The following is an 18,482-nucleotide window of genomic DNA, read 5'->3' as shown; positions in this document are numbered from 1 at the left end:
CGCAGCACTGGGAGAAATCATGGACCTGAACAACACCGTTGCCGTTGTGACCGGAGCCAATCGTGGACTCGGACGGCATTTGGCCGCGGGACTCGTCGAGCGCGGCGCGAAGGTGTACGCAGCTGCCCGCAATCCGGAAACTGTCGACCTGCCCGGCGTGATTCCCCTGAAATTGGACGTGACGGACGCCGAATCGATCACGGCTGCGGCCCGAATCGCATCGGATGCGACCTTGCTGGTCAACAACGCCGGTATCTCCACCTCCGCGGCCTTGATCAGCGGCGACATCGATGACGTTCGACGCGAGATGGACGTCAATTTCTACGGCCCACTCGCCGTGACCCGAGCGTTTGCTCCCGTCATCGAAAACAACGGAGGCGGAACAGTACTCAATGTTCTCTCAGTGCTGTCCTGGTTCCATCCTGCCGCACTGGGGTCTTACGCGTCATCGAAGGCAGCGGCATGGGCGATGAGTGACGCCGTTCGAGAAGAACTGGCGCCGCGCGGAATCTCCGTCTCGGCACTCCATGTCGCGTACATGGACACCGACATGGCCGCGGGCGTACCCGCCGAACAGAAGATCGATCCTGCTGATGTCGCGGCGCAAGCACTGGACGGCATCGAAAGCGGGCTCGCCGAAATTCTCGCCGACGACACCACCCGGTACGTCAAGCAGAGCCTGTCGTCGTCGAACTCCGAGTGACCGAGAGACTGTCGACGGGCGACACTCATCCCACCGATTTGAGACTGGCCAATCTGCTCAGAATCGGTGCCCGCCAAGCCTCGAGATCTTCGGGACCGTTCTCTTCCCACAACTCGTGCAACTCCGACGTGTCGCTGTCGGAGACTGCGCGCTCGAGAGCGTTGAGGATCCAGGTTTTCTGCTCCGGGCTCAAGGTTCCGGCGTACCCCGCGGCGTCAATCTCGTCCAGCTGCACGGGCTTCGGCGCAACCCCGTGCGCAACCGCAAGAATCTCGGCGACAGCGATGGCTGTTTGAGCATCATCGGCATCGAGGTAGCCGTCGTCGGGGTGGCGAGCGTAATCGTCGATGTCGTAGTCACCCGCCTGTATCGCGCTGAGCAGGTCGCCCGCTACGTCGTTGTCGAAAGGTCCTGAACCCCAAGTCCCCATGCTGTCTCTCCGATCCGTGCCCGCGTCATCTGTCGTAGCGATAGTAGTGAATCACCGGCCTCGGCCAGGCTCGTCCGGCTGAAAGTGCTGCGTTCGCCGTATATCGACTCAGCGCAACGGGACGCGAATGATGCGGTCGTCACCGGGGTTCGGGTCGCCACGACCGTCCGTGTTGTTCGTCAATATCCACAGCGACCCATCGGGAGCGAGGGCCACGTCTCGAAGGCGTCCGTATGTGTCGACGAAGTGCTCGTCGGCCGTTGCGAGATCGGTCAGCGGCACAACCCGGAGCCGCTCGCCACGAAGATTGGCGATGTAGATCGTGCCGTCGTGGATGGCGATTCCGCTGGGGCTGGCATCATCCGGTGACCATTGCTGGAGCGGGTCGATGAACGCGTCCTCGCCGGCAATGCCTTCGACCTCGGGCCACCCGTAGTTTCCGCCTGCTTCGATTTCATTGAGCTCGTCCCAGGTATCCTGCCCGAACTCGCTGGCGTACATCGTGCCGTCCTCGGCCCAGGCTATGCCCTGCGAGTTGCGGTGGCCATAGCTGTAGACGCGCGAGCCGGCATACGGATTATCTTGCGGTACACCGCCATCCGGAGTCATTCGGAGGATTTTCCCGGACATCGAGTCGAGGTCCTGAGCCCTGTCTCGACTACCGGCATCACCGACGGTCACGTACAGCATCCCGTCCGGGCCGAACGCGATGCGACCACCGTTGTGGTAGTTGGCCGAAGCGAGCCCGTCGAGAATCGTCTCGGCCGGCCCGAGCGCGAATTCCCCCGAAGCACCGATGATGTCGAAGCGTTCGATCCGGTTCTCCCCGTTCGCGGTGAAGTACGCGTACAGGCGGTTTTCACGTACTGCGATCCCTAGTAAACCGCCCTCACCTCTTGGGCTGACGCCGTCGACGACTCCCACCTCGCGGCTGTTTCCGCCGGCGTCGAGTTCGAGGATTCGCGCGCTGTCGCGCTCACTGACAAGTGGTGTGTCGCCGTGGAATGCGATCGACCAGGGCGCGTCCAAGCCGTCGGTGACGGTCTCGGGTTCACCGAAGGCCGCGGCGGGCGCCGATCGTGTTGTCGTGCTTGCCTGCGGACGGGGCCCTTCAGGATCCTCGCTACCGCAGGCCGTCAGGAAGGCCGAGACGAGCACGGCGGTGCCCAGTCCTCGGATCTGTCGTCGTGTCATGGGCGCGTCTCCCGGGTGCAGGCAGTCTTTGCGCCGACGGTAGCGCGCAATCGGCCACACCGGGAGTCCCTTCGAGTACCCCCAACGAACGGGACTCCCTCGCAGGCGACAGGCGTGATGCCCTGGACGGGTGCGCCACGACATGCGCGTCGTCAACAGAAAGAGAACTGACCACCTCATGATTTCCGTCCCGACAGTCGAAGGAACCGGCCGCCTGCCGCTCGTGATCTACGTGCTGGCCGTCGGCGTTTTCCTTATGGGCACAACCGAATTCGTCGTCGCCGGCATTCTCCCTGAGATCGCGAGCGACCTCGACACGTCGATCGCGAACGTCGGGCTGATGATCACCGTCTTCGCGATCGGAATGATCGTCGGCACGCCGACGATGGCGATCTTGACACTCAGGGTTCCCCGACGCGTGACCTTGAGTTGGGCGCTGGTTGTCTTCGCGATCGGACACGTCGTCGTCGCGCTCTCGTCCAACTTCGGACTCATTCTCGGCGCCCGCTTCCTCACCGCCGTGGCGACGGGCGCATTCTGGGCAGTCGCCGCAGTGGTCGGAGCGAAAGCGGCAGGCCCGGCGTCTTCCTCGCGCGCACTCGGCATCGTCTTGGGCGGAGGCATGCTCGCGAACGTCATCGGTGTTCCGCTCGGCGCTCTGTCCGGCCAAACCATCGGGTGGCGTGGTCCTTTCTGGACACTCGCAGCCCTCGCACTCGTTGCCGCGGCCGTTGTCCATCGATTGGTGCCCGCCGACTCCGATTCCGATGCGGTGCCGTCTTGGCGAGCGGAGATCGCGAGCCTGCGGGACGGACGTATCTGGCTCGTTCTGTCCGGCTGCACCGTCGTATGCGGTTCGTCGCTGGCGGCATACAGTTTCATCTCGCCGCTGTTGACCGAGAACACGGGCCTTGTCGCGTCGGCAGTGCCACTGGTACTTGTCGGCTACGGACTCGGTGCGTTCGTCGGCTCCAATCTCGGCGGCCGACTCGGTGCAAAGCATCAGTACGGCGTCTTGTTCGCCTCGGCAACGATGACGTTTCTCGTACTCGGTGCGCTCTGCCTCTTCTCGTACAACTCATTCGTGACAGTGATTCTCGTGGTCATGCTGGGACTGTTCGGCATGTCGACCAATCCCATCCTGATCGGGATGGCTGTGCGGTATGCCGATCAGGCGCCGACGATGGCTTCTGCTCTCAGCACCTCGTCGTTCAATCTGGGCACAGCGGTCGGCTCCTGGATCGCCGGGTTCGCGTTCGCCTCGAGTCTCGGTGCCACTGGGCCGGTGTTGGTAGGCACCGGCTTCGCCGCTCTCTACTTTCTGCCGCTGATGATCCTGTTGCGTAAGGAACGCACGAAGCGCACCGTCGTCGACTGACGACGCACATCAACCGTCGCGCAGTTCGTCAGCCGTCCGTCAGCGAACGCTCCGACACGTGAGGCGCAGAGTCCGCATTGCCACTGGCTGCCAACGAGGCGAGTAGCTGCATCCGCTCGGCGGAGGGCGATCCCGGCTCTGCGGTGTAGATCGTGAGCGTCAACCCTGGCTCGGCGGCCATCTCCAAACCTTCGAAAGCAAGCGTCAACTCCCCCACTGCGGAGTGGTGAAAAGTCTTGAATCCGGCCCCGTGATGGCGGACGTCGTGCGCGCCCCACCGCCGCCGGAATTCCTCACTCCGAGTGCTGAGTTCACCGATCAGATCGTGCAATTCCTTGTTGTGCGGATCTCGCCCAGCCTCGGTTCGCAGAATCGAGACAGTCACCTCGGCAAACGCGTTCCAGTCCGGATAGAACTCGAAAGCTCTTTCGTCGAGGAACGTGAAGCGTGCGATGTTCGGCGGCTGCCCCGGCATGTCGTACACATCCTTGTAAAATGCACGCGCGAGTGTGTTGACCGCAAGAAGATCCATGCGACCGTTCCGTACGAAAGCGGGTCCCGCTGTGACTGCATCGAGCGCCCACTGCAGGCTCTGATGGGGCTTCCAGCACTTCGTATTTCGCCGACGCGGGGGCCTGGCTACCGGGCTTGCCGCGTGCGCGAGATCAAAAAGGTGGGCTCGCTCGGCGTCGTCGAGTCGTAGTGCCTTCGCAATGCTGTCGAGCACTCCCGGCGACGCGCCGCTGATCGCTCCGCGCTCGAGCCTCGTGTAGTACTCGACGCTCACTCCGGCAAGGGTTGCCACTTCACTTCGACGCAAACCTTCCACGCGGCGGTTCGATCCGGCCGGAAGTCCAACTTGCTCAGGCGTGACTCGGGCGCGCCGCGAGGTGAGGAATTCGCGTACCTGCGCTCGATCGTCCATGCCATCGAGGGTAAGTCAGTGACCGGTAGCGAGGGAGTCCCTCGCAGTACCACTATCGCGCAGGACTCCCGCAGGCCGCCAAATCGTGATCAGGTTGAAGGGACACGAAGAAACCGATGGTGAGGAGCCACGTCATGCGCGCTGTCGTCATGCATGCCCCCGGCGATGTCCGGGTTGAAGAGATCGAAGCACCGGTGATCGTCGAACCGACCGACGCGATCATTCGCGTTACAGCCACCTGCGTCTGCGGTTCCGACCTTTGGCCGTACCGCGGCATCGAAGAGCTGAATGGCCCGACGCCGATGGGACACGAATACGTGGGCGTCGTCGAACAGGTCGGCCCTGACGTCAACGACATCGAAGTTGGGGACTTCGTCGTGGGCTCGTTCGTCGCGTCGGACAACACCTGCGAAATCTGCGCGGCCGGCTTTCAGTCTCGCTGTATCCACCAGGTCATGATGGGCTCGGTCGGCACCCAATCCGAATACGCTCGCATCCCGCTCGCGGACGGAACCCTCGTCCCTGTCCGCGGAGAACCGACTGAGCGGCAGGCCCGCAGTCTCCTTGCAGCCTCCGACGTACTCGGCACCGGTTGGTTCGCCGCGGTAGCCGCGGAAGCTGGACCTGGCAAAACGGTCGCCGTCGTCGGCGACGGCGCAGTCGGACTCCTGGCGATCCTCGCTGCCAGACAACTCGGCGCCGAGCGGATCATCGCCATGTCACGTCATGCCGAACGGCAGGCACTCGCCACGCAATTCGGCGCCACCGACATCGTCGAAGAGCGGGGCGACGCGGGCATCGCGAAGATCAAGGAACTCACCGGCGGCTACGGCGCCCACTCGACCGTCGAAGCTGTAGGCACCCAAGAATCGATGATGCAGGCTATCGGAGCTACCCGTCCCGGCGGACACGTCGGCTACGTCGGGGTATCCCACGGCGTCGAACTCGACGGCATGAACCTGTTCTTCGCGACGGTGAGCCTGCTCGGCGGTCCTGCGCCGGTGAGGCGATTCCTACCCGAACTGATCGAGCTCATCATGACCGACCAGATCGACCCGGGCATCGTCTTCGACCTCACTCTCCCGTTGGAGGACGCCGCCGCCGGCTACCAGGCAATGGACGAGCGGCGCGCCACCAAAGTGCTACTCACCCTCTGACCGATACCGAAGGCGCGCACGGCAGAACTCGGGCTCCACGCGTAGATCGAGGAAGGTCTCGGCTACCAACGAGAGGCACCTATCGTTTACCGAGCAGCATGTTCACTGATCACCGCAAATGCGTACGACACCGAAGGTGAGGTTGGGCACTTCGCTTGGCGTGCAGCTGCTTTGAGCCAAAGGTTGCCACGCGACTGATCTGCACCCCGACAGCGGAAACCGATTGTACGAGTGAATGTTTCAAAGCAATCTACGGCTGCGCTACTTCGCAGCAAAGTCACTCGTCGCTACCTACGGTTGCGTACTGAATTCCTTGTGGGGCAGGCTTTCTGTGTACCGCTGACGAGCCGTATTGCTGACAAGCCGTATTGCTGACGAACCAAGGTCGGAGAACAATGGGTCACTACAAAAGCAACGTCCGTGATATCGAGTTCAATCTGTTCGAGGTACTCGGGATCGGCGAACTGTTGGATGCCGGTGCTTACGGGGATCTCGACACCGACACTGTGCGCAACATTCTTGCCGAGGTAGCGAGGCTGGCGGAGGGCCCGGTCGCCGCGTCCTTCGCCGACGCAGATCGGAACCCTGTCGAATTCGACGCACCCAATCACGCGGTCGTGGTCCCGGAACCGCTACGCAAGACCGTCGAGGCGGTGAACGAGGCCGGTTGGTCTCGGCTCGGTTTACCAGAAGGCATGGGCGGTGTTCCCGCTCCGGCGCCGCTGGTCTGGGCGATCGGCGAAATGTTGGTCGCGGCAAACGGATCGGCGAGCTTCTTCAACATGGGCCCGCTGATGGCAAGCGTGCTCTACTCCATCGGAAACGAACAGCAGAAACATTGGGCCAAAGAGGGATTCGAGCGCGGCTGGGCTGGAACCATGGTGCTGACGGAACCCGACGCCGGATCCGATGTGGGCGCAGGCCGAACAAAGGCGATCGAGCAGGGCGACGGTACGTGGCACATCGAGGGTGTCAAGCGGTTCATCTCCGGCGGCGACGTCGGAGACACTGCCGAGAACCTCTTCCACTTGGTGCTTGCACGACCCGAAGGAGCAGGCCCCGGAACCAAAGGGCTGAGCCTGTTCTACGTTCCGAAGTTCCACTTCGACTCGGAGACACTCGAACTGGGCGAGCGCAACGGCGTATACGTCACCGGCGTCGAACACAAGATGGGCCTCAAGTCATCCCCGACCTGCGAACTCACATTCGGGGCCACGGACGTTCCCGCGGTCGGCTGGCTCGTGGGTGACGTGCACAACGGTATCGCCCAGATGTTCCAGGTAATCGAGAATGCCCGGATGATGGTGGGTACCAAGGCAACAGGAACACTGTCCACCGGCTATCTCAATGCTCTGGAGTACGCAAAAGAACGAATTCAAGGTGCGGACCTCACCGAACTGACAAACAAAACCGCACCCCGAGTCGCGATCACGCACCACCCCGACGTCCGACGCAGTCTGGCGATGCAGAAGGCCTACGCCGAAGGCCTCAGAGCGGTCTACCTCTACACCGCTGCCCATCAGAATGCCGATGTCGCCGAATTGGTTTCCGGTGCAGACGCCGAATTGGCCGCGCGGGTCAACGACCTACTGCTGCCGATCGTCAAGGGCGTCGGCTCCGAGAAGGCCTACGAACTGCTCACCGAGAGCCTGCAGACCCTGGGCGGCTCGGGCTATCTTCAGGACTACCCCATCGAGCAGTACATCCGCGACGCCAAGATCGACACCCTGTACGAGGGCACCACGGCAATCCAGGCGCAGGACTTCTTCTTTCGAAAGATTGCCCGCGACCGCGGTGTTGCACTCGCTCACGTAGCCGGTCGCATACGAGAGTTCATCGACAGCGAGGCCGGGAACGGTCGTCTCAAGGCCGAACGAGTCCTACTCGAGACCGCGTTGACCGACGTGCAGGAGATGGCCGGGACGCTCACGGGCTACCTGATGGCTTCCCAAGACCAGCCTTCCGAGTTGTACAAGATAGGCCTCGGCTCGGTGCGCTTTCTGTACGCGGTAGGTGACCTGCTCATCGGATGGCGACTGCTGGTGCAAGCCGAAGTCGCGTTGGCAGCCTTGGATCGTGATGCGTCGGCAAAGGACCGGTCGTTCTATCGGGGCAAGGTGGTCGTCGCGTCGTACTTCGCGAAGAACATCCTGCCCGTCCTGGCGTCGACCAAAGAAATCCTGGGTTCCCTGGACAACGAGATCATGGAACTCGAGGAGGACGCGTTCTGACAACGTGCCATAGTGAAGGCATGTATATGCCCGACTTCGACTACGTGGGGGTATGGAGCTTTCCGATCATGGGGCCGGATGCACCAGACGACGCCCCTACCAACGTCGTCGAGGCGTGCCAGGCCGTCGGCAGGGATCTGCAATGCCGATGGCAAGGCCCTGATACGTACATGCAGAACTGCGTGTGGACGGTGTCGATGCTCGATGACGGTCAGTGCCACCTCGCGCTCGACGCTGGACCGCGGCCAAAAGACAAGAGTGCAGGAACCAGTTCTCTGATCGGTATCAGGTGCGTCGGGCCGCACGTCGAACAGTCTGCACAGGAACTGAGGGCCTTGATCGCCGGAGAAGTCCAGGATGAGCTGGCCGGCGGATTTCCGTTTGTGCACTGGCCCATTGAGAAGGACCGATTTCTGATGCCGTCATTGCGAGACGGGCGCGCGGTATGGGTGGTTCGTAGCTCGAATCGCATTGTCTCCGAGATCGGCGAACTCTGCCCGAGATGAGGATGCTTGCAGCGTGATTCAACCGTGGTCGGGGACCGGCGACGGAATCTTGTTGGAACGGTACGAGTCTCCGCGACGGGTCGGCCGCCAGAGACGCCAGTGTTTCGCTGACAGCCGGAACGGGAGATGGTCTTGTAGGTGACGAGCGCCGGACGACAACCGTTCGTCTGCAGGCAGATTGAGCCACAGGGACAGTGAGGATGCCGCGTTGCCGAGGGTTGCGCGTATTCCAGATTCGCCCAGAGTCCGGCCGTATCCATCCACGGCAAAACCGCCGAACATGTCCGGGGTGATGTCGGGAAACGGCACGCGGGTGTCCGGGTCGATCAGGCGTACGGGCGCGCTGTACGTCAGTGCCGCCAAAGAATGTCCGTAGGTTGTGACCGCATCGGACCGGACAAGCACACCGAGCGCGTCGTCGACGGAACCAGGTGGGACGTTCCATTCGGTATGGGTTTGCGCTTTGAGTCGTGGCCCACCGAAGATCCCGGTGGCAAGCTCGAACAACTGCTCGGTCGGCGCGGGCGGCCCGCCCTTGTGAATCTCGAACGTCCAGGACGGCAACCGGACTGGTTCGACACAGGCCTCCAGGAATGTGTGCAGGCGTTGAAATGCCACGTCGGGACGCTTGGCTCGAAGCGAGTGTGCGCCACCGGGCAACCCGTCGTACGTCACTACCTCCGGCACTGTGATGTCGGGTGTCCGCGCCATCACAGATTGATCAATCGCGTAAGCACGACCTCTGCCGGTTCGGCAGTGGCGTGACGGTACCCGGTGCCGGCCCACAGGTGCATGCGCTCGGGGTCTCCCTGTGCAACAGCGGCTTTGCGCATCGGGTTGGTCAGATGATGGATGGCCGGGTATCCGACGGGCGCCTGTGAATCGTAGCGGTCGATGAACTCGTTCCGAAGTGCCCGTGCGGGACGTCCCGTGAAAGCTCTTGTGACGACGGTCTTTCCACGCGAGTCGTCGGCCAGGGCCGACTTGTGTGGAGCCGAGGCACCACTTTCCTCGGTGCGCAGCAACACAGTACCGACTACTGCCGCCTCCGCTCCGGCGTGCAAGGCCGCTGCGACGTCGGCGGACGTTGCGAGTCCACCTGCCGCCAACAGTGGAACCGACGTGCGGTGACGGATCCGAGCGATCAGTTCGGTGATCGGTGTTTCTGCCGGAACCTGCAGGGGAGTAATGGTTCCGGAGTGACCACCGGCAGCCGCAGATTGCACGACGAGCAGATCAGCACCGGCGTCGACGGCAAGAAGTGCCTCTGCCTCCGAGGTCACGGTGAACACGACAGTCGAACCGGCCGCGCGCAGTGCCTTGACGACGCCGGGGGCGGGAAAGCCGAAAGTGAAACTGACCACCGGAACCGGGTTTGCCAGGAGGAGATCGATCTTGTCCTCGAAATAGTCGTCGTCCTCGACCGGTTCCCCGACGGGAAGTGTGACGCCGTAACGATCTGCCTCTACCTGAATCGCCTCGGCATAGGTTCGGAAGGCGGCGGCGTCGACAGGTACCGGGTTGGGCGCAAAAACATTGACACCGAACGAGACTCCCTCGGTACGCATGGTGTCCATCTGGTCGGAGAGAGCCTGTGGCGTCTTGTATCCGGCGGCAAGGAAGCCGAGGCCGCCGGCGCGCGCGGCGGCCACGACAAGAGCCGGAGTCGAGGCTCCTCCGGCCATAGGGGCCGCGATGACAGGGACTTTCAGGTCGAGATCGGTTGTGAGTGCACTCATTCGAACATCTCCAGTCCTACGCCGGACAGTGCTCCGGCGGTTTCGTCATCTGACATCAAAAACTACCTTCTCATTCGAGGTGACCGTCCGAGGGCCCGCATCGAGATCGGAAGGGAATCGGTATCGCAAGGCTGCGGCAGCCACTGCCGCGGCAAAGACGACGGCACTTCCGAGCAGCAGAGCGTCGCGGTACCCGTCTCGTAGCAGCGGAGTGACAACGAGCGGACCAAGAATCTGACCGACGCTGTACCCAGCAGTCAGCAACGCCACTGCGCGAGGGAACTGCAGGTGCGCGCCGATGGCCAACACGATCGACCCGACACCGAGGAAGGTCACTCCGAACAGGAAAGCGGAGATCAACGCAGGGCCGACGCCGCCGATCACAGCAGGAAGCGCTATGCCCACCGCCTGAATCAACAGTGCAGCCAGCAGCAGAGTCGGCCGCGACCAACGCAGGCTGAGCCACGCCCACAAGGCGCATGACGGAAATGCAGCCAACCCGACCACTATCCAAGCACCACTGCCCACCCATTCGGGTGCGGCGAGATCGATTGCGGCAACAAGGAACGTGCCCGCGATGATGTAGCCGACGCCTTCCAGGAAATAGCTGATGAACAAGGGCGTGAACCACCGGCGTGTGCGTTGGGAACCGATAGTTGCGGGTGCGTCCGGTGTGATGATCGGACGTGGTTCCGGTGTCAGTCTCCAGGCTACGACCGCGCACACCGCTGCGAGGGTCGCAGATGCCAGCCAGGCTGTACTCCAGGTGCCGATGAAGCGGATGACGAACACGAGGACACCGGACAAGGCGATACCCAGCCCGACTCCGCCGAACCCCCACCCGGCCAGGAAGTGGGACGTTCCCCGAAGGTGGGCGTGCAAAGCGCTGACGGCGATCATGAAGACGAGTGCGCTGGCGACGCCTGCGACGAGCCTGAGGACAAACCACATCGATCCGTCGTGTGTGGTGGGCATGAGCACCAACGTCGCAATGAGAACCACCAACGACGTACGCATCACCGCTGCCGAACGCACCACCCCGGGAATGAAGATTCCCGCGAGCGCACCGATGAGGTACCCGACGTAGTTGGCCGTGGCCAGGGTGGCGCCGAGCGAGGCGGACATACCAGCCTGAGAGTGCATCAGCGGCAGGATCGGTGTGTAGACGAACCGACCGATGCCCATGCTCGCGGCCAACGCAGCGCCGGCTTGGACTGCGTGCGTTCGCGGAGAAGTCGCGCTCTGGGCTGAGGTCATGGACTTATCCTGTGCCTCGTTCGTGCCGGACCGCCACGACCGCTTTGCTCCTGACTGATAGGCGCAACCTCCCACCGCACGTAGCATCCGGGCACGTAGCATCTGGGATTGTGGAGCTGCGTCAGCTGAGATACTTCGAGGTCGTCGCCGAGGAACTGCACTTCGGCCGAGCCGCGGCACGGCTACTGATAGCCGGACCCTCGTTGTCGCAGCAGATCAAGGCACTCGAACGCGACCTCGGCGTCAAGCTGTTCGTCCGCGACCGCCGCTCCGTCGCCCTGACCCCGGCCGGCGCTGCGCTGCTCCCCGACGTCCGCGCGCTGCTCGAGCGAGCCGAGAATCTACGCCGTCGCGCGGAACGTCTGTCCGGAGCTGAGCCCGTCCGGATCGGCTACGTCAACTGGCTTCCCACGGATCTCGTCGCGCGCACCTCAGGGGTTGCGCAACTGCACGTCGACCCGTGGGTGGTGCCCTCGCACGCGCAGGCCACGCGGGTGGCAGACGGTAGCCTCGACCTTGCTATCGCCTGGGTGCGGAAAACCGATGTAGCCCAACATGGTTTGAAGGCCCGCCTGCTCGGCGCGGATCGGATTCACGCGGTCTCCTCCGGTGCGGACACCACGCCGGTGCAGGCGCGAGACGTCGTCCTACTGGTCGACGACGACACCACCTCCTGGTGGTCGTGGAATGTATTTGCCGAAGAATTCGCCCGCGATACCGGCGCGCAGATCCTGCGCATCAACGATGGCGGGATCACCGGCCCCGCATTCTTCGATCACGTCCGAGCTATCGGCCGCCCCGTGGTCAACTCACCCAAGGGTCAGACCACAACGCTGCCAACCGACCTCACCGCACGTTCAATGGTCGACCCGGCAGCAGTCTGGACGTGGTCGCTCCTGTGCCGCGAGAACGAGACGCGCTCTGCTGTTCTCGCCGCCGTCGACGCTCTCACTCGGGACGTCACTGATCTCGGAATCCAAGAAGACGGAATATGGCTACCCAAGGACGATCCCTACCGGAGGAATTGATGGCACGACGTGCAATTCGTGTGTTCTGGGGACGGCGGCCCGAATCGGTTCAGGCCGTGTCGATCCGGTGGCGGCGAACCCTGGAACAAGTCGAGTTCCTGTTGCCGGAGGCAGTCGGTGGGTCGTGGCAACAGGTCCACTCATCCGGACCTGCCACCACCCTGACCGTCGAACAACTGACCCAGGTGCTCGACAATGCACGGACTGCCGAGAATTGGTCGGATCGTCTGGGAATCGGATTGAGACTCACATCCGGCGGTGGCCCAGAATGGGAACTCGAACTCTCCGGGCTGGCGGGCGGCGAACCTGAAATCGTCCTTCAGTCGATGGTTCTCGCTGTCAGCGCGCCAGCTGCCGCCGAAGTTCCTGAGACAGAACTACTTCGGATGCTCGCCGCTGTCTGGGAACCGGACTTCGGAGACGTCACCGACGACAACATCCTCGACGCTCTCGAAGACGAGTCCGACTATCGCGTCGGTGATCCCGTAGTGGGCCGAGTCGGTTTTCTCTCGGCAGCCAGGGCAGATGCGCTCCCTGCCGAGTTGGGAGTCACAACCTCCGCAGTGCCGGGCCGGGGCGTACTGCTTCAGATCGGATCCGTCGATACAGTCCTTCGGGCATACGAACGCCTCCGTGACGCCGGGGCGCTGGAACCGCTGCCCCGTCCATTGGATCGGGCAGTCTTCTGAAACGTTGCTATCGACGATGACCGCGAATCGGTAAAGAACTCAGCCCTCTCCCGGCTGTCTCTTCGCGCCGCCGTTGCGAGCTTCGATGGCCTCGATGGACTTCGTGAACGACTTTCCCAACACCTGAGTGCCGAAGAGCCCGAGTACCGATGCCAGGAGCTTTCCTTTGATGTTCTTGCCGTCGCGGACCACGACGGCGTCGACATCGGTCAGGCCGGTGGGCTGCTGGGTCAGGGTGTAGGTGTGGCTCGAGGCACCACCCCACAGATTGGAATCGGTGGTTGTCATCACGACGCGATGCGGGTCGGTCCAGTCGTAGTGCAGGCGTTCCCAGATGCCGCTCGAGCCCTCGGTTACATCAGCCTCGTGGGGGCCCTGTTGGTGCACTTTCAGGTAACTGTCCGCGCTGCGGCCGAAGATTTCCTCACGGCCCGGCCCGAAGTCGGTCAGGCCGGCGAGGACCTGTTCGGGCGTCGCGGTGGTCGTCTGGTGAAGATGGATCGTGGTCATGGCGCCTTCCTTCAACTGTGGATGATCCGGTGCTGAAATACGGAGGAGTGACTCATCCAGCACACCACTCGGACGAAATGAATGAAAGAGGACAGTTCCGCTCTGCCTCGAACCGTTATTCGCCGCTGCGCCGACTGGCAGTGATTGCGCCGTGCGGCCGGTAGCCGCTCCCCGTCCGGGTATGGGTCTCGATCACGTCGAAACCAGCTGTGACCAGCACTTGGGAAAGTTCAGCCACCGGCCATCGATAGCCAGTTGTCGCCGCGTGATCAAAAGCCTCGACGCTTGCGCCTTCGAAGAAGCCGACCAGCAACCCACCGCCTGGGCGGATCACACGCGCGAATTCCGCGAGCGGTGTCTCGATATCTTGCGGGTGGTGGTGAATGAGTGAGTACCAGGACAGCACGCCGCCCAGAGAATCCGCTTCGACGTCCAATGCCTCGAAGCCACCGACCTCGAAGGAAAGGTCTGGGTATTGATCGCGAGCGCGTTCGACGAACTCCGGCACCAGATCGATCCCACTCACGGCCAGCCCGCGCTGGGCCAGGAAGTCCGTCCACTGCCCCGGCCCACACCCGGCGTCGAGCACACGGCCGGTCAATGTGGCGGCCCAACTGGTCACCAGTGCCCGATCAGATGCGTGCGTCGAATCCATGTGGCCGAAGAGATCTGTGTACTCCTGGGATCGGGCTGAGTACGAATCTCGGACGATGTCTCTTCGTAGTGCGCTCGCGTTCTCCATTCCGTCAATGATCGTCGATGCGAGCCGACCTGATTCGCAACTCGCCGAAGTAAAGCCTGCCGCGGTGTTGACTGCGAACGGTCACGATCGGAAGCTGGCTCATATGGTGGCAGAAAAGGATCTGTCCGCGAAGATCCGCGAATTGCTCAGTGCGCGATCGCCCACGTCGAGCATTTGCCCCTCTGACGTGGCTCGCGCAGCGGCACCCGACAATTGGCGTCCGCTGATGGAACCCGTCCGAGAGGCTGCCCGCCACATGGTCGCCGACGGCGAAGTACAGATCACCCAGGGCGGCGAAGTCGTCGACCCGGAATCCGCACGAGGTCCGATCAGAATTCGGTGGGCTCGTTGATCAACCGCGTGACTTCTGGCGACACCGCTCTCGCAGCGTGAAATCAGCGGAAACGGTCCAGATGCTCACGCAGGAACGCATCCAGGCTTCGTGGCTCACGCCCCAGCACACGTGTCACCGTGTCGGTGGGTGACTCCGGGCGCGAGATGGCAAGCTCCTGGATCTCCAGAATGTGCTCAGCCAGCCACGGAGGCATGTGGGCATGATCGACGAGGTTTTGCCGCAGTTCGTGCGGTGGCAGGTCGATGTATCGGACGGGGCGACCGAGCATGCGGGTCAGAGAATCGGCGATGCCGCCGTAGCCGACCGCCTCGCTGCCCGTCAGGACGTAGGTGCCGCCGGCGAGGTCGGCGCGTGTGAGCACGGCGGCGGCGACGTCGGCGATGTCTCGGCAGTCGATCCAGTTGCACGGCGCGTCTCGCATCGCGCCCAGAATGACCCCCTGCGCAGCCACCCCCGGGGCGAGGAGCAACAAATTCTGCATGAACGCGTAAGGGCGGAGCAGGGTGTGACGGAGTCCGGATGCGCGCAGGTGTTCGCCGACGGCATGGTGGCCGCGGGAGAGAGCGATGGGGGAGTCGGCCGCGGCGGCAGGGTCGGAGATCTTGACGATGTGTTCGACGCCGCTCTCAGCGGCTACGTCGATCACACGCGTTTCGAGCTCGACCTGGTCGAGGCCGTTGGCCATGGCGAGGAAAAGCTGTTCGGCCCCTTGGAAAGCCGTACGTAGCGAAGTTGGGTCTGCGGCGTCGGCCGGCACTACTTCGACCACACCGTCGGCCAAGTCGCCCAGGTGAGCGCGCAGCCTGTCCGGGTCGCGGGACAGGGCTCTACTCGGCACACCCGAGGATGCGAGACTGCGTAGCAACGCGCCGCCTGTGGTTCCGGACGCTCCCATGATGACGATCATCGTGTTCCTTTCGGTCGTCCCCAGGAAACCTGGGGATCTTTGACATGTGTTGTCGGTCAGGGATTCTGACGGCGCCATCGCCAACTCACGATGACGGCAGCCACAGCGGCAGATATCGGCAGGTCGATGTGCAGGCGAGCAAGCCAAGCAGTGTCGACCACGCTCGTGTGATCTGGTAGCCAACGGGAGGCGAACCACCCGACGAGGCCTGCGATTACAGCGGCTCCGACGGCAAGAATTGCCGCCACCATGATGCGAGGCAGGGCCGTCGTCCACGGTCGTGACCTCCCGTGACGCTGCAGCCAGGAGCCGATCAGCAACGCCACCACAGCCGACGTGCCCGCGATGGACGTAAAGGCCGCCATCGTGAGGCCCGATTGGCCGGATGCGACTCCGCCAGCACCCGCCATCAATGCAGGGGCAAGGTAGGCGACCAGCACCTCTCTCCACAGGGTGAAAGGTCGTGCGGTGCGACGACCGGCAACCGGGACGCGTCGATTGGAATCTGTTATCTCCCTATTGTTTTCGTGACGGATCGGTGGGGTGAGTCCGGACATGAAGGAGACCAACTTTCCGATTGTAATTAGGTGGCTAACTATTTGGGCATGGAAAGAGAAGCCTTTGTCGAGAATCAACGACGATTCGAATCGCTATGCGAATGCCTGGAATCCCAGCCGACTACTCCGCAGTCAGCGCACCGATACCGCGAACGACCCGCGAGAGCAGATCCAGAAAGACCGCACGCTCGTCGACAGTGAGCTCGTCGACCATTTCCTCGAGACGGGCAAAGTGCTCTGGCGCCATGTCACGTAAACGCTGAGCGCCACGAGCAGTCAGGACGACCACCGCACCACGCCCATCCTCGGCGGACGGACGCCGAGCAACCAAACCCTCCTGCTCGAGCCCATCGACCAGCCCGGTGACCGTGGCTCGCGAGACGCCGAGATCAGCGGCCAGCCGCGAGGGAGACTTCTCCCCGTCGTGATCTTCCAGATCCGCAAGCAGTCGATAACGGCCGGTCGACAGTCCATACCTCGCGAAGTGAACCTCGGTCGCTCGACCGAGTCGCGCCCCCGCCGAGATCAGCCGCACCGCAACCAGCACCGCCTGCGGATCGGACCCGAGGCCGTAATGCTCCAACTGCCTCCGCGCCTGATCCAACGTGGGTGAGTCGTGATCGGTTCCGTCCACTGCCATGCAACTAATATGGCACCTAACTACATTCTGGTCAACCCTCCACCATTAACTTGAAACGCCGAACAATTCCTACGGAGTCGCGCAGCAGTCTGGATGCTCATTCGGATACAGCAAAACCCCTTCCAGGGCGAGACCAATGGCGAAGGCCGTATGGTCGTCGTACGGCCGCGTGACGATCTGTGTGCCCGTGGGGATTCCGTTCCGAGCGAATCCGGTGGGGATTGTCAGCACCGGGCAACTGCTCAGGATGTTGAAGGTGATTGCCGGTACAGCCTCGAGGTAGAACTCCAATTCTGTTCCAGCCACCTTGATTCCGTGCGCGACGTAGTCGTCACCGGCAAGAAGCCCGTCCGTCGCCACTGCCGGTGTGATCAACGCGTCATAGGTGTCGAACAGGGATCCGATCGACGAATACAGTTCGGCTTCGATCGCGAGTCCGTCGAGGAAAGTCGCGTCACCACGGGTGCGGCGTGCCCATCGGGCGAATTCCTTCGCGTACTCCGTGACCTTGTCGGGGTGCGCGGACGCTTCGGCAGAAATCGAAGCACCGAATACGTGGTCGTAGTGAATGGCAGCAGCGCGCATGATTGCAGCGCGTGACAGGTCGATTTCGACGATCTCGGCGCGTGCGCCCAGCGCAGTGAGAGTATCCACCAACTTCGCCGTGTTCTCGGCGACGTCCGAAGCAACCGGCCAGTCACCCAACGCGGGAATCACGGCGATACGCATGCCTGTGCACGAACGCGTCGCGAAGGTAGGTAACTGCGATACCGGTACATGCGAGGCAATGTCGGTGGAGGTCGGTCCCGCGATGACTGATTGCATTGTGAGACAATCGCTTACGGTGCGAGCCATCGGACCGCAGTGGCAGTAGCGATCGAGGTTGAAGGGAGGATCGACCGGGACACGTCCGTGTGGTGGCTTGAACCCGACAATTCCGTTGAACGACGACGGAGTTCGGATCGATCCCGCAACATCGGAGCCGGTAGCCAAGTGCGTCATCCCCGTGGCTAGTGCGACTGCCGATCCGCCGGAAGACCCGCCGGAGGAGTATTTCGTGTTCCACGGATTGCGAGTGACGCCCCACAACTCGGACTGCGTGAACGCGGCCGAGGAGAATTCCGGGGCGGTCGATCGCGCGTGGACGATGGCACCGGCGTCGATGATTCGCTGCACGAAAGTCGAAGTGTGAGTAGCGATCACATCCTCATAGACCTTGGACCCTTGAGTCCACGGTTGACCTTGCACTGGTTCGTCCTCTTTCACCACAACGGGAACACCGGCGAGCGGAAGCCCGTCATCCCAGCCGCGGACGTAGTGACGTTCGGCTGATTTCGCTTGTGCCCGTGCAGCATCGAAGAACGTATGTCCCACTGCATTCACGGTTGGGTTGAGCGCCTCGATACGTTCGATGGTGGACTCGAGCACTTCCACCGGAGACAGCGATTTGTCTCGGTAGCGGCCGAGCATCTCGGTCACGTTCATGAAGGTTACATCGGACATCGCGCGCATATCTGTTGTCCTGCCTGTGTGA

Annotated in this window: 20 protein-coding genes; 8 read left to right on the top strand and 12 right to left on the bottom strand. The window is 62.7% G+C overall.

Annotation, left to right across the window (positions count from 1 at the left end; all coding sequences use genetic code 11):
• Window positions 1–19: 19 nt before the first annotated feature.
• Window positions 20–703 carry an SDR family oxidoreductase gene (locus tag ABWI03_RS27085; protein WP_095971784.1) on the top strand — a complete coding sequence of 228 codons (684 nt, stop codon included), beginning with the start codon at window positions 20–22 and terminating at the stop codon, window positions 701–703.
• 25 nt (window positions 704–728) lie between these two features.
• On the opposite strand, the gene ABWI03_RS27080 is transcribed toward ABWI03_RS27085, so the two are convergent.
• Both ABWI03_RS27080 and ABWI03_RS27075 read right to left on the bottom strand, forming a co-directional pair.
• A complete protein-coding gene (locus ABWI03_RS27080; RefSeq protein ID WP_124567230.1) occupies window positions 729–1,133 on the bottom strand; it encodes a DUF4259 domain-containing protein in 405 nt (134 codons plus the stop codon).
• A 108-nt stretch (window positions 1,134–1,241) separates the two neighbouring features.
• Window positions 1,242–2,327: a PQQ-dependent sugar dehydrogenase gene (locus ABWI03_RS27075; protein WP_298772820.1), complete on the bottom strand. Its 1,086-nt coding sequence runs from the start codon at window positions 2,325–2,327 to the stop codon at window positions 1,242–1,244.
• Between the two features lie 178 nt (window positions 2,328–2,505).
• Here ABWI03_RS27075 and ABWI03_RS27070 point away from each other — a divergent pair, with 178 nt between their 5' ends.
• Window positions 2,506–3,705 carry an MFS transporter gene (locus ABWI03_RS27070; protein ID WP_298772818.1) on the top strand — a complete coding sequence of 400 codons (1,200 nt, stop codon included), beginning with the start codon at window positions 2,506–2,508 and terminating at the stop codon, window positions 3,703–3,705.
• Window positions 3,706–3,733: 28 nt separating this feature from the next.
• Here ABWI03_RS27070 and ABWI03_RS27065 read toward each other — a convergent pair whose 3' ends face one another.
• A complete protein-coding gene (locus ABWI03_RS27065) occupies window positions 3,734–4,630 on the bottom strand; it encodes a helix-turn-helix transcriptional regulator (protein ID WP_298772816.1) in 897 nt (298 codons plus the stop codon).
• Window positions 4,631–4,764: 134 nt separating this feature from the next.
• Between ABWI03_RS27065 and ABWI03_RS27060 the strand changes: the two genes are divergently transcribed.
• From ABWI03_RS27060 to ABWI03_RS27050, 3 genes are all read left to right on the top strand, one after another.
• Entirely contained in the window at window positions 4,765–5,787 is a 1,023-nt protein-coding gene (locus ABWI03_RS27060) for a zinc-dependent alcohol dehydrogenase family protein (protein ID WP_200312988.1), read from the top strand.
• Window positions 5,788–6,182: 395 nt separating this feature from the next.
• Window positions 6,183–8,018, top strand: coding sequence for an acyl-CoA dehydrogenase (locus ABWI03_RS27055; protein ID WP_296554096.1), 1,836 nt, complete (start codon window positions 6,183–6,185; stop codon window positions 8,016–8,018).
• 20 nt (window positions 8,019–8,038) lie between these two features.
• Window positions 8,039–8,524, top strand: coding sequence for a hypothetical protein (locus ABWI03_RS27050; RefSeq protein WP_298772812.1), 486 nt, complete (start codon window positions 8,039–8,041; stop codon window positions 8,522–8,524).
• A gap of 18 nt (window positions 8,525–8,542) precedes the next feature.
• Here the strand turns inward: ABWI03_RS27050 and ABWI03_RS27045 are convergent, their stop codons facing one another.
• The 3 genes from ABWI03_RS27045 to ABWI03_RS27035 are packed head-to-tail and all read right to left on the bottom strand — an operon-like array spanning window position 8,543 to window position 11,520.
• Complete coding sequence (locus ABWI03_RS27045) at window positions 8,543–9,238, bottom strand: hypothetical protein (RefSeq protein WP_298772810.1); 696 nt, start codon at window positions 9,236–9,238, stop codon at window positions 8,543–8,545.
• Entirely contained in the window at window positions 9,235–10,263 is a 1,029-nt protein-coding gene (locus ABWI03_RS27040) for an NAD(P)H-dependent flavin oxidoreductase (RefSeq protein ID WP_298772808.1), read from the bottom strand. Before ABWI03_RS27040 ends, ABWI03_RS27045 begins: the two co-directional genes overlap by 4 nt.
• A gap of 45 nt (window positions 10,264–10,308) precedes the next feature.
• Window positions 10,309–11,520 carry a YbfB/YjiJ family MFS transporter gene (locus ABWI03_RS27035; protein WP_298772806.1) on the bottom strand — a complete coding sequence of 404 codons (1,212 nt, stop codon included), beginning with the start codon at window positions 11,518–11,520 and terminating at the stop codon, window positions 10,309–10,311.
• Window positions 11,521–11,630: 110 nt separating this feature from the next.
• Here ABWI03_RS27035 and ABWI03_RS27030 point away from each other — a divergent pair, with 110 nt between their 5' ends.
• Window positions 11,631–12,548, top strand: coding sequence for a LysR family transcriptional regulator (locus ABWI03_RS27030; RefSeq protein WP_235170687.1), 918 nt, complete (start codon window positions 11,631–11,633; stop codon window positions 12,546–12,548).
• Window positions 12,548–13,237 carry an Imm52 family immunity protein gene (locus ABWI03_RS27025; RefSeq protein ID WP_298772803.1) on the top strand — a complete coding sequence of 230 codons (690 nt, stop codon included), beginning with the start codon at window positions 12,548–12,550 and terminating at the stop codon, window positions 13,235–13,237. Before ABWI03_RS27030 ends, ABWI03_RS27025 begins: the two co-directional genes overlap by 1 nt.
• Window positions 13,238–13,276: 39 nt before the next feature.
• Here the strand turns inward: ABWI03_RS27025 and ABWI03_RS27020 are convergent, their stop codons facing one another.
• Both ABWI03_RS27020 and ABWI03_RS27015 read right to left on the bottom strand, forming a co-directional pair.
• Window positions 13,277–13,747, bottom strand: coding sequence for a hypothetical protein (locus ABWI03_RS27020; protein ID WP_095971782.1), 471 nt, complete (start codon window positions 13,745–13,747; stop codon window positions 13,277–13,279).
• A 115-nt stretch (window positions 13,748–13,862) separates the two neighbouring features.
• A complete protein-coding gene (locus tag ABWI03_RS27015; RefSeq protein ID WP_298772795.1) occupies window positions 13,863–14,489 on the bottom strand; it encodes a class I SAM-dependent methyltransferase in 627 nt (208 codons plus the stop codon).
• Between the two features lie 103 nt (window positions 14,490–14,592).
• On the opposite strand from ABWI03_RS27015, the gene ABWI03_RS27010 reads away from it, so the two are divergent.
• Window positions 14,593–14,841 carry a DUF3253 domain-containing protein gene (locus ABWI03_RS27010; protein ID WP_298772910.1) on the top strand — a complete coding sequence of 83 codons (249 nt, stop codon included), beginning with the start codon at window positions 14,593–14,595 and terminating at the stop codon, window positions 14,839–14,841.
• Window positions 14,842–14,884: 43 nt separating this feature from the next.
• Here ABWI03_RS27010 and ABWI03_RS27005 read toward each other — a convergent pair whose 3' ends face one another.
• The 4 genes from ABWI03_RS27005 to ABWI03_RS26990 form a co-directional block, all read right to left on the bottom strand.
• A complete protein-coding gene (locus ABWI03_RS27005) occupies window positions 14,885–15,751 on the bottom strand; it encodes an SDR family oxidoreductase (RefSeq protein ID WP_298772793.1) in 867 nt (288 codons plus the stop codon).
• A gap of 56 nt (window positions 15,752–15,807) precedes the next feature.
• Window positions 15,808–16,191, bottom strand: coding sequence for a hypothetical protein (locus ABWI03_RS27000; RefSeq protein ID WP_298772791.1), 384 nt, complete (start codon window positions 16,189–16,191; stop codon window positions 15,808–15,810).
• A gap of 238 nt (window positions 16,192–16,429) precedes the next feature.
• Window positions 16,430–16,948 carry a MarR family winged helix-turn-helix transcriptional regulator gene (locus ABWI03_RS26995; RefSeq protein ID WP_003943230.1) on the bottom strand — a complete coding sequence of 173 codons (519 nt, stop codon included), beginning with the start codon at window positions 16,946–16,948 and terminating at the stop codon, window positions 16,430–16,432.
• Between the two features lie 69 nt (window positions 16,949–17,017).
• The gene (locus ABWI03_RS26990; RefSeq protein ID WP_298772789.1) at window positions 17,018–18,460 is read right to left on the bottom strand and encodes an amidase; all 1,443 of its coding nucleotides are present in this window, start codon (window positions 18,458–18,460) and stop codon (window positions 17,018–17,020) included.
• Window positions 18,461–18,482: the final 22 nt, after the last annotated feature.

It is taken from the genome of Rhodococcus baikonurensis, from assembly GCF_040489275.1.
Classification (GTDB): Bacteria; Actinomycetota; Actinomycetes; order Mycobacteriales; family Mycobacteriaceae; genus Rhodococcus_F; species Rhodococcus_F baikonurensis.
The sequence above is the reverse complement of the archived record's forward strand: the minus strand, read 5'-3'. Positions and strand labels throughout refer to the sequence as shown.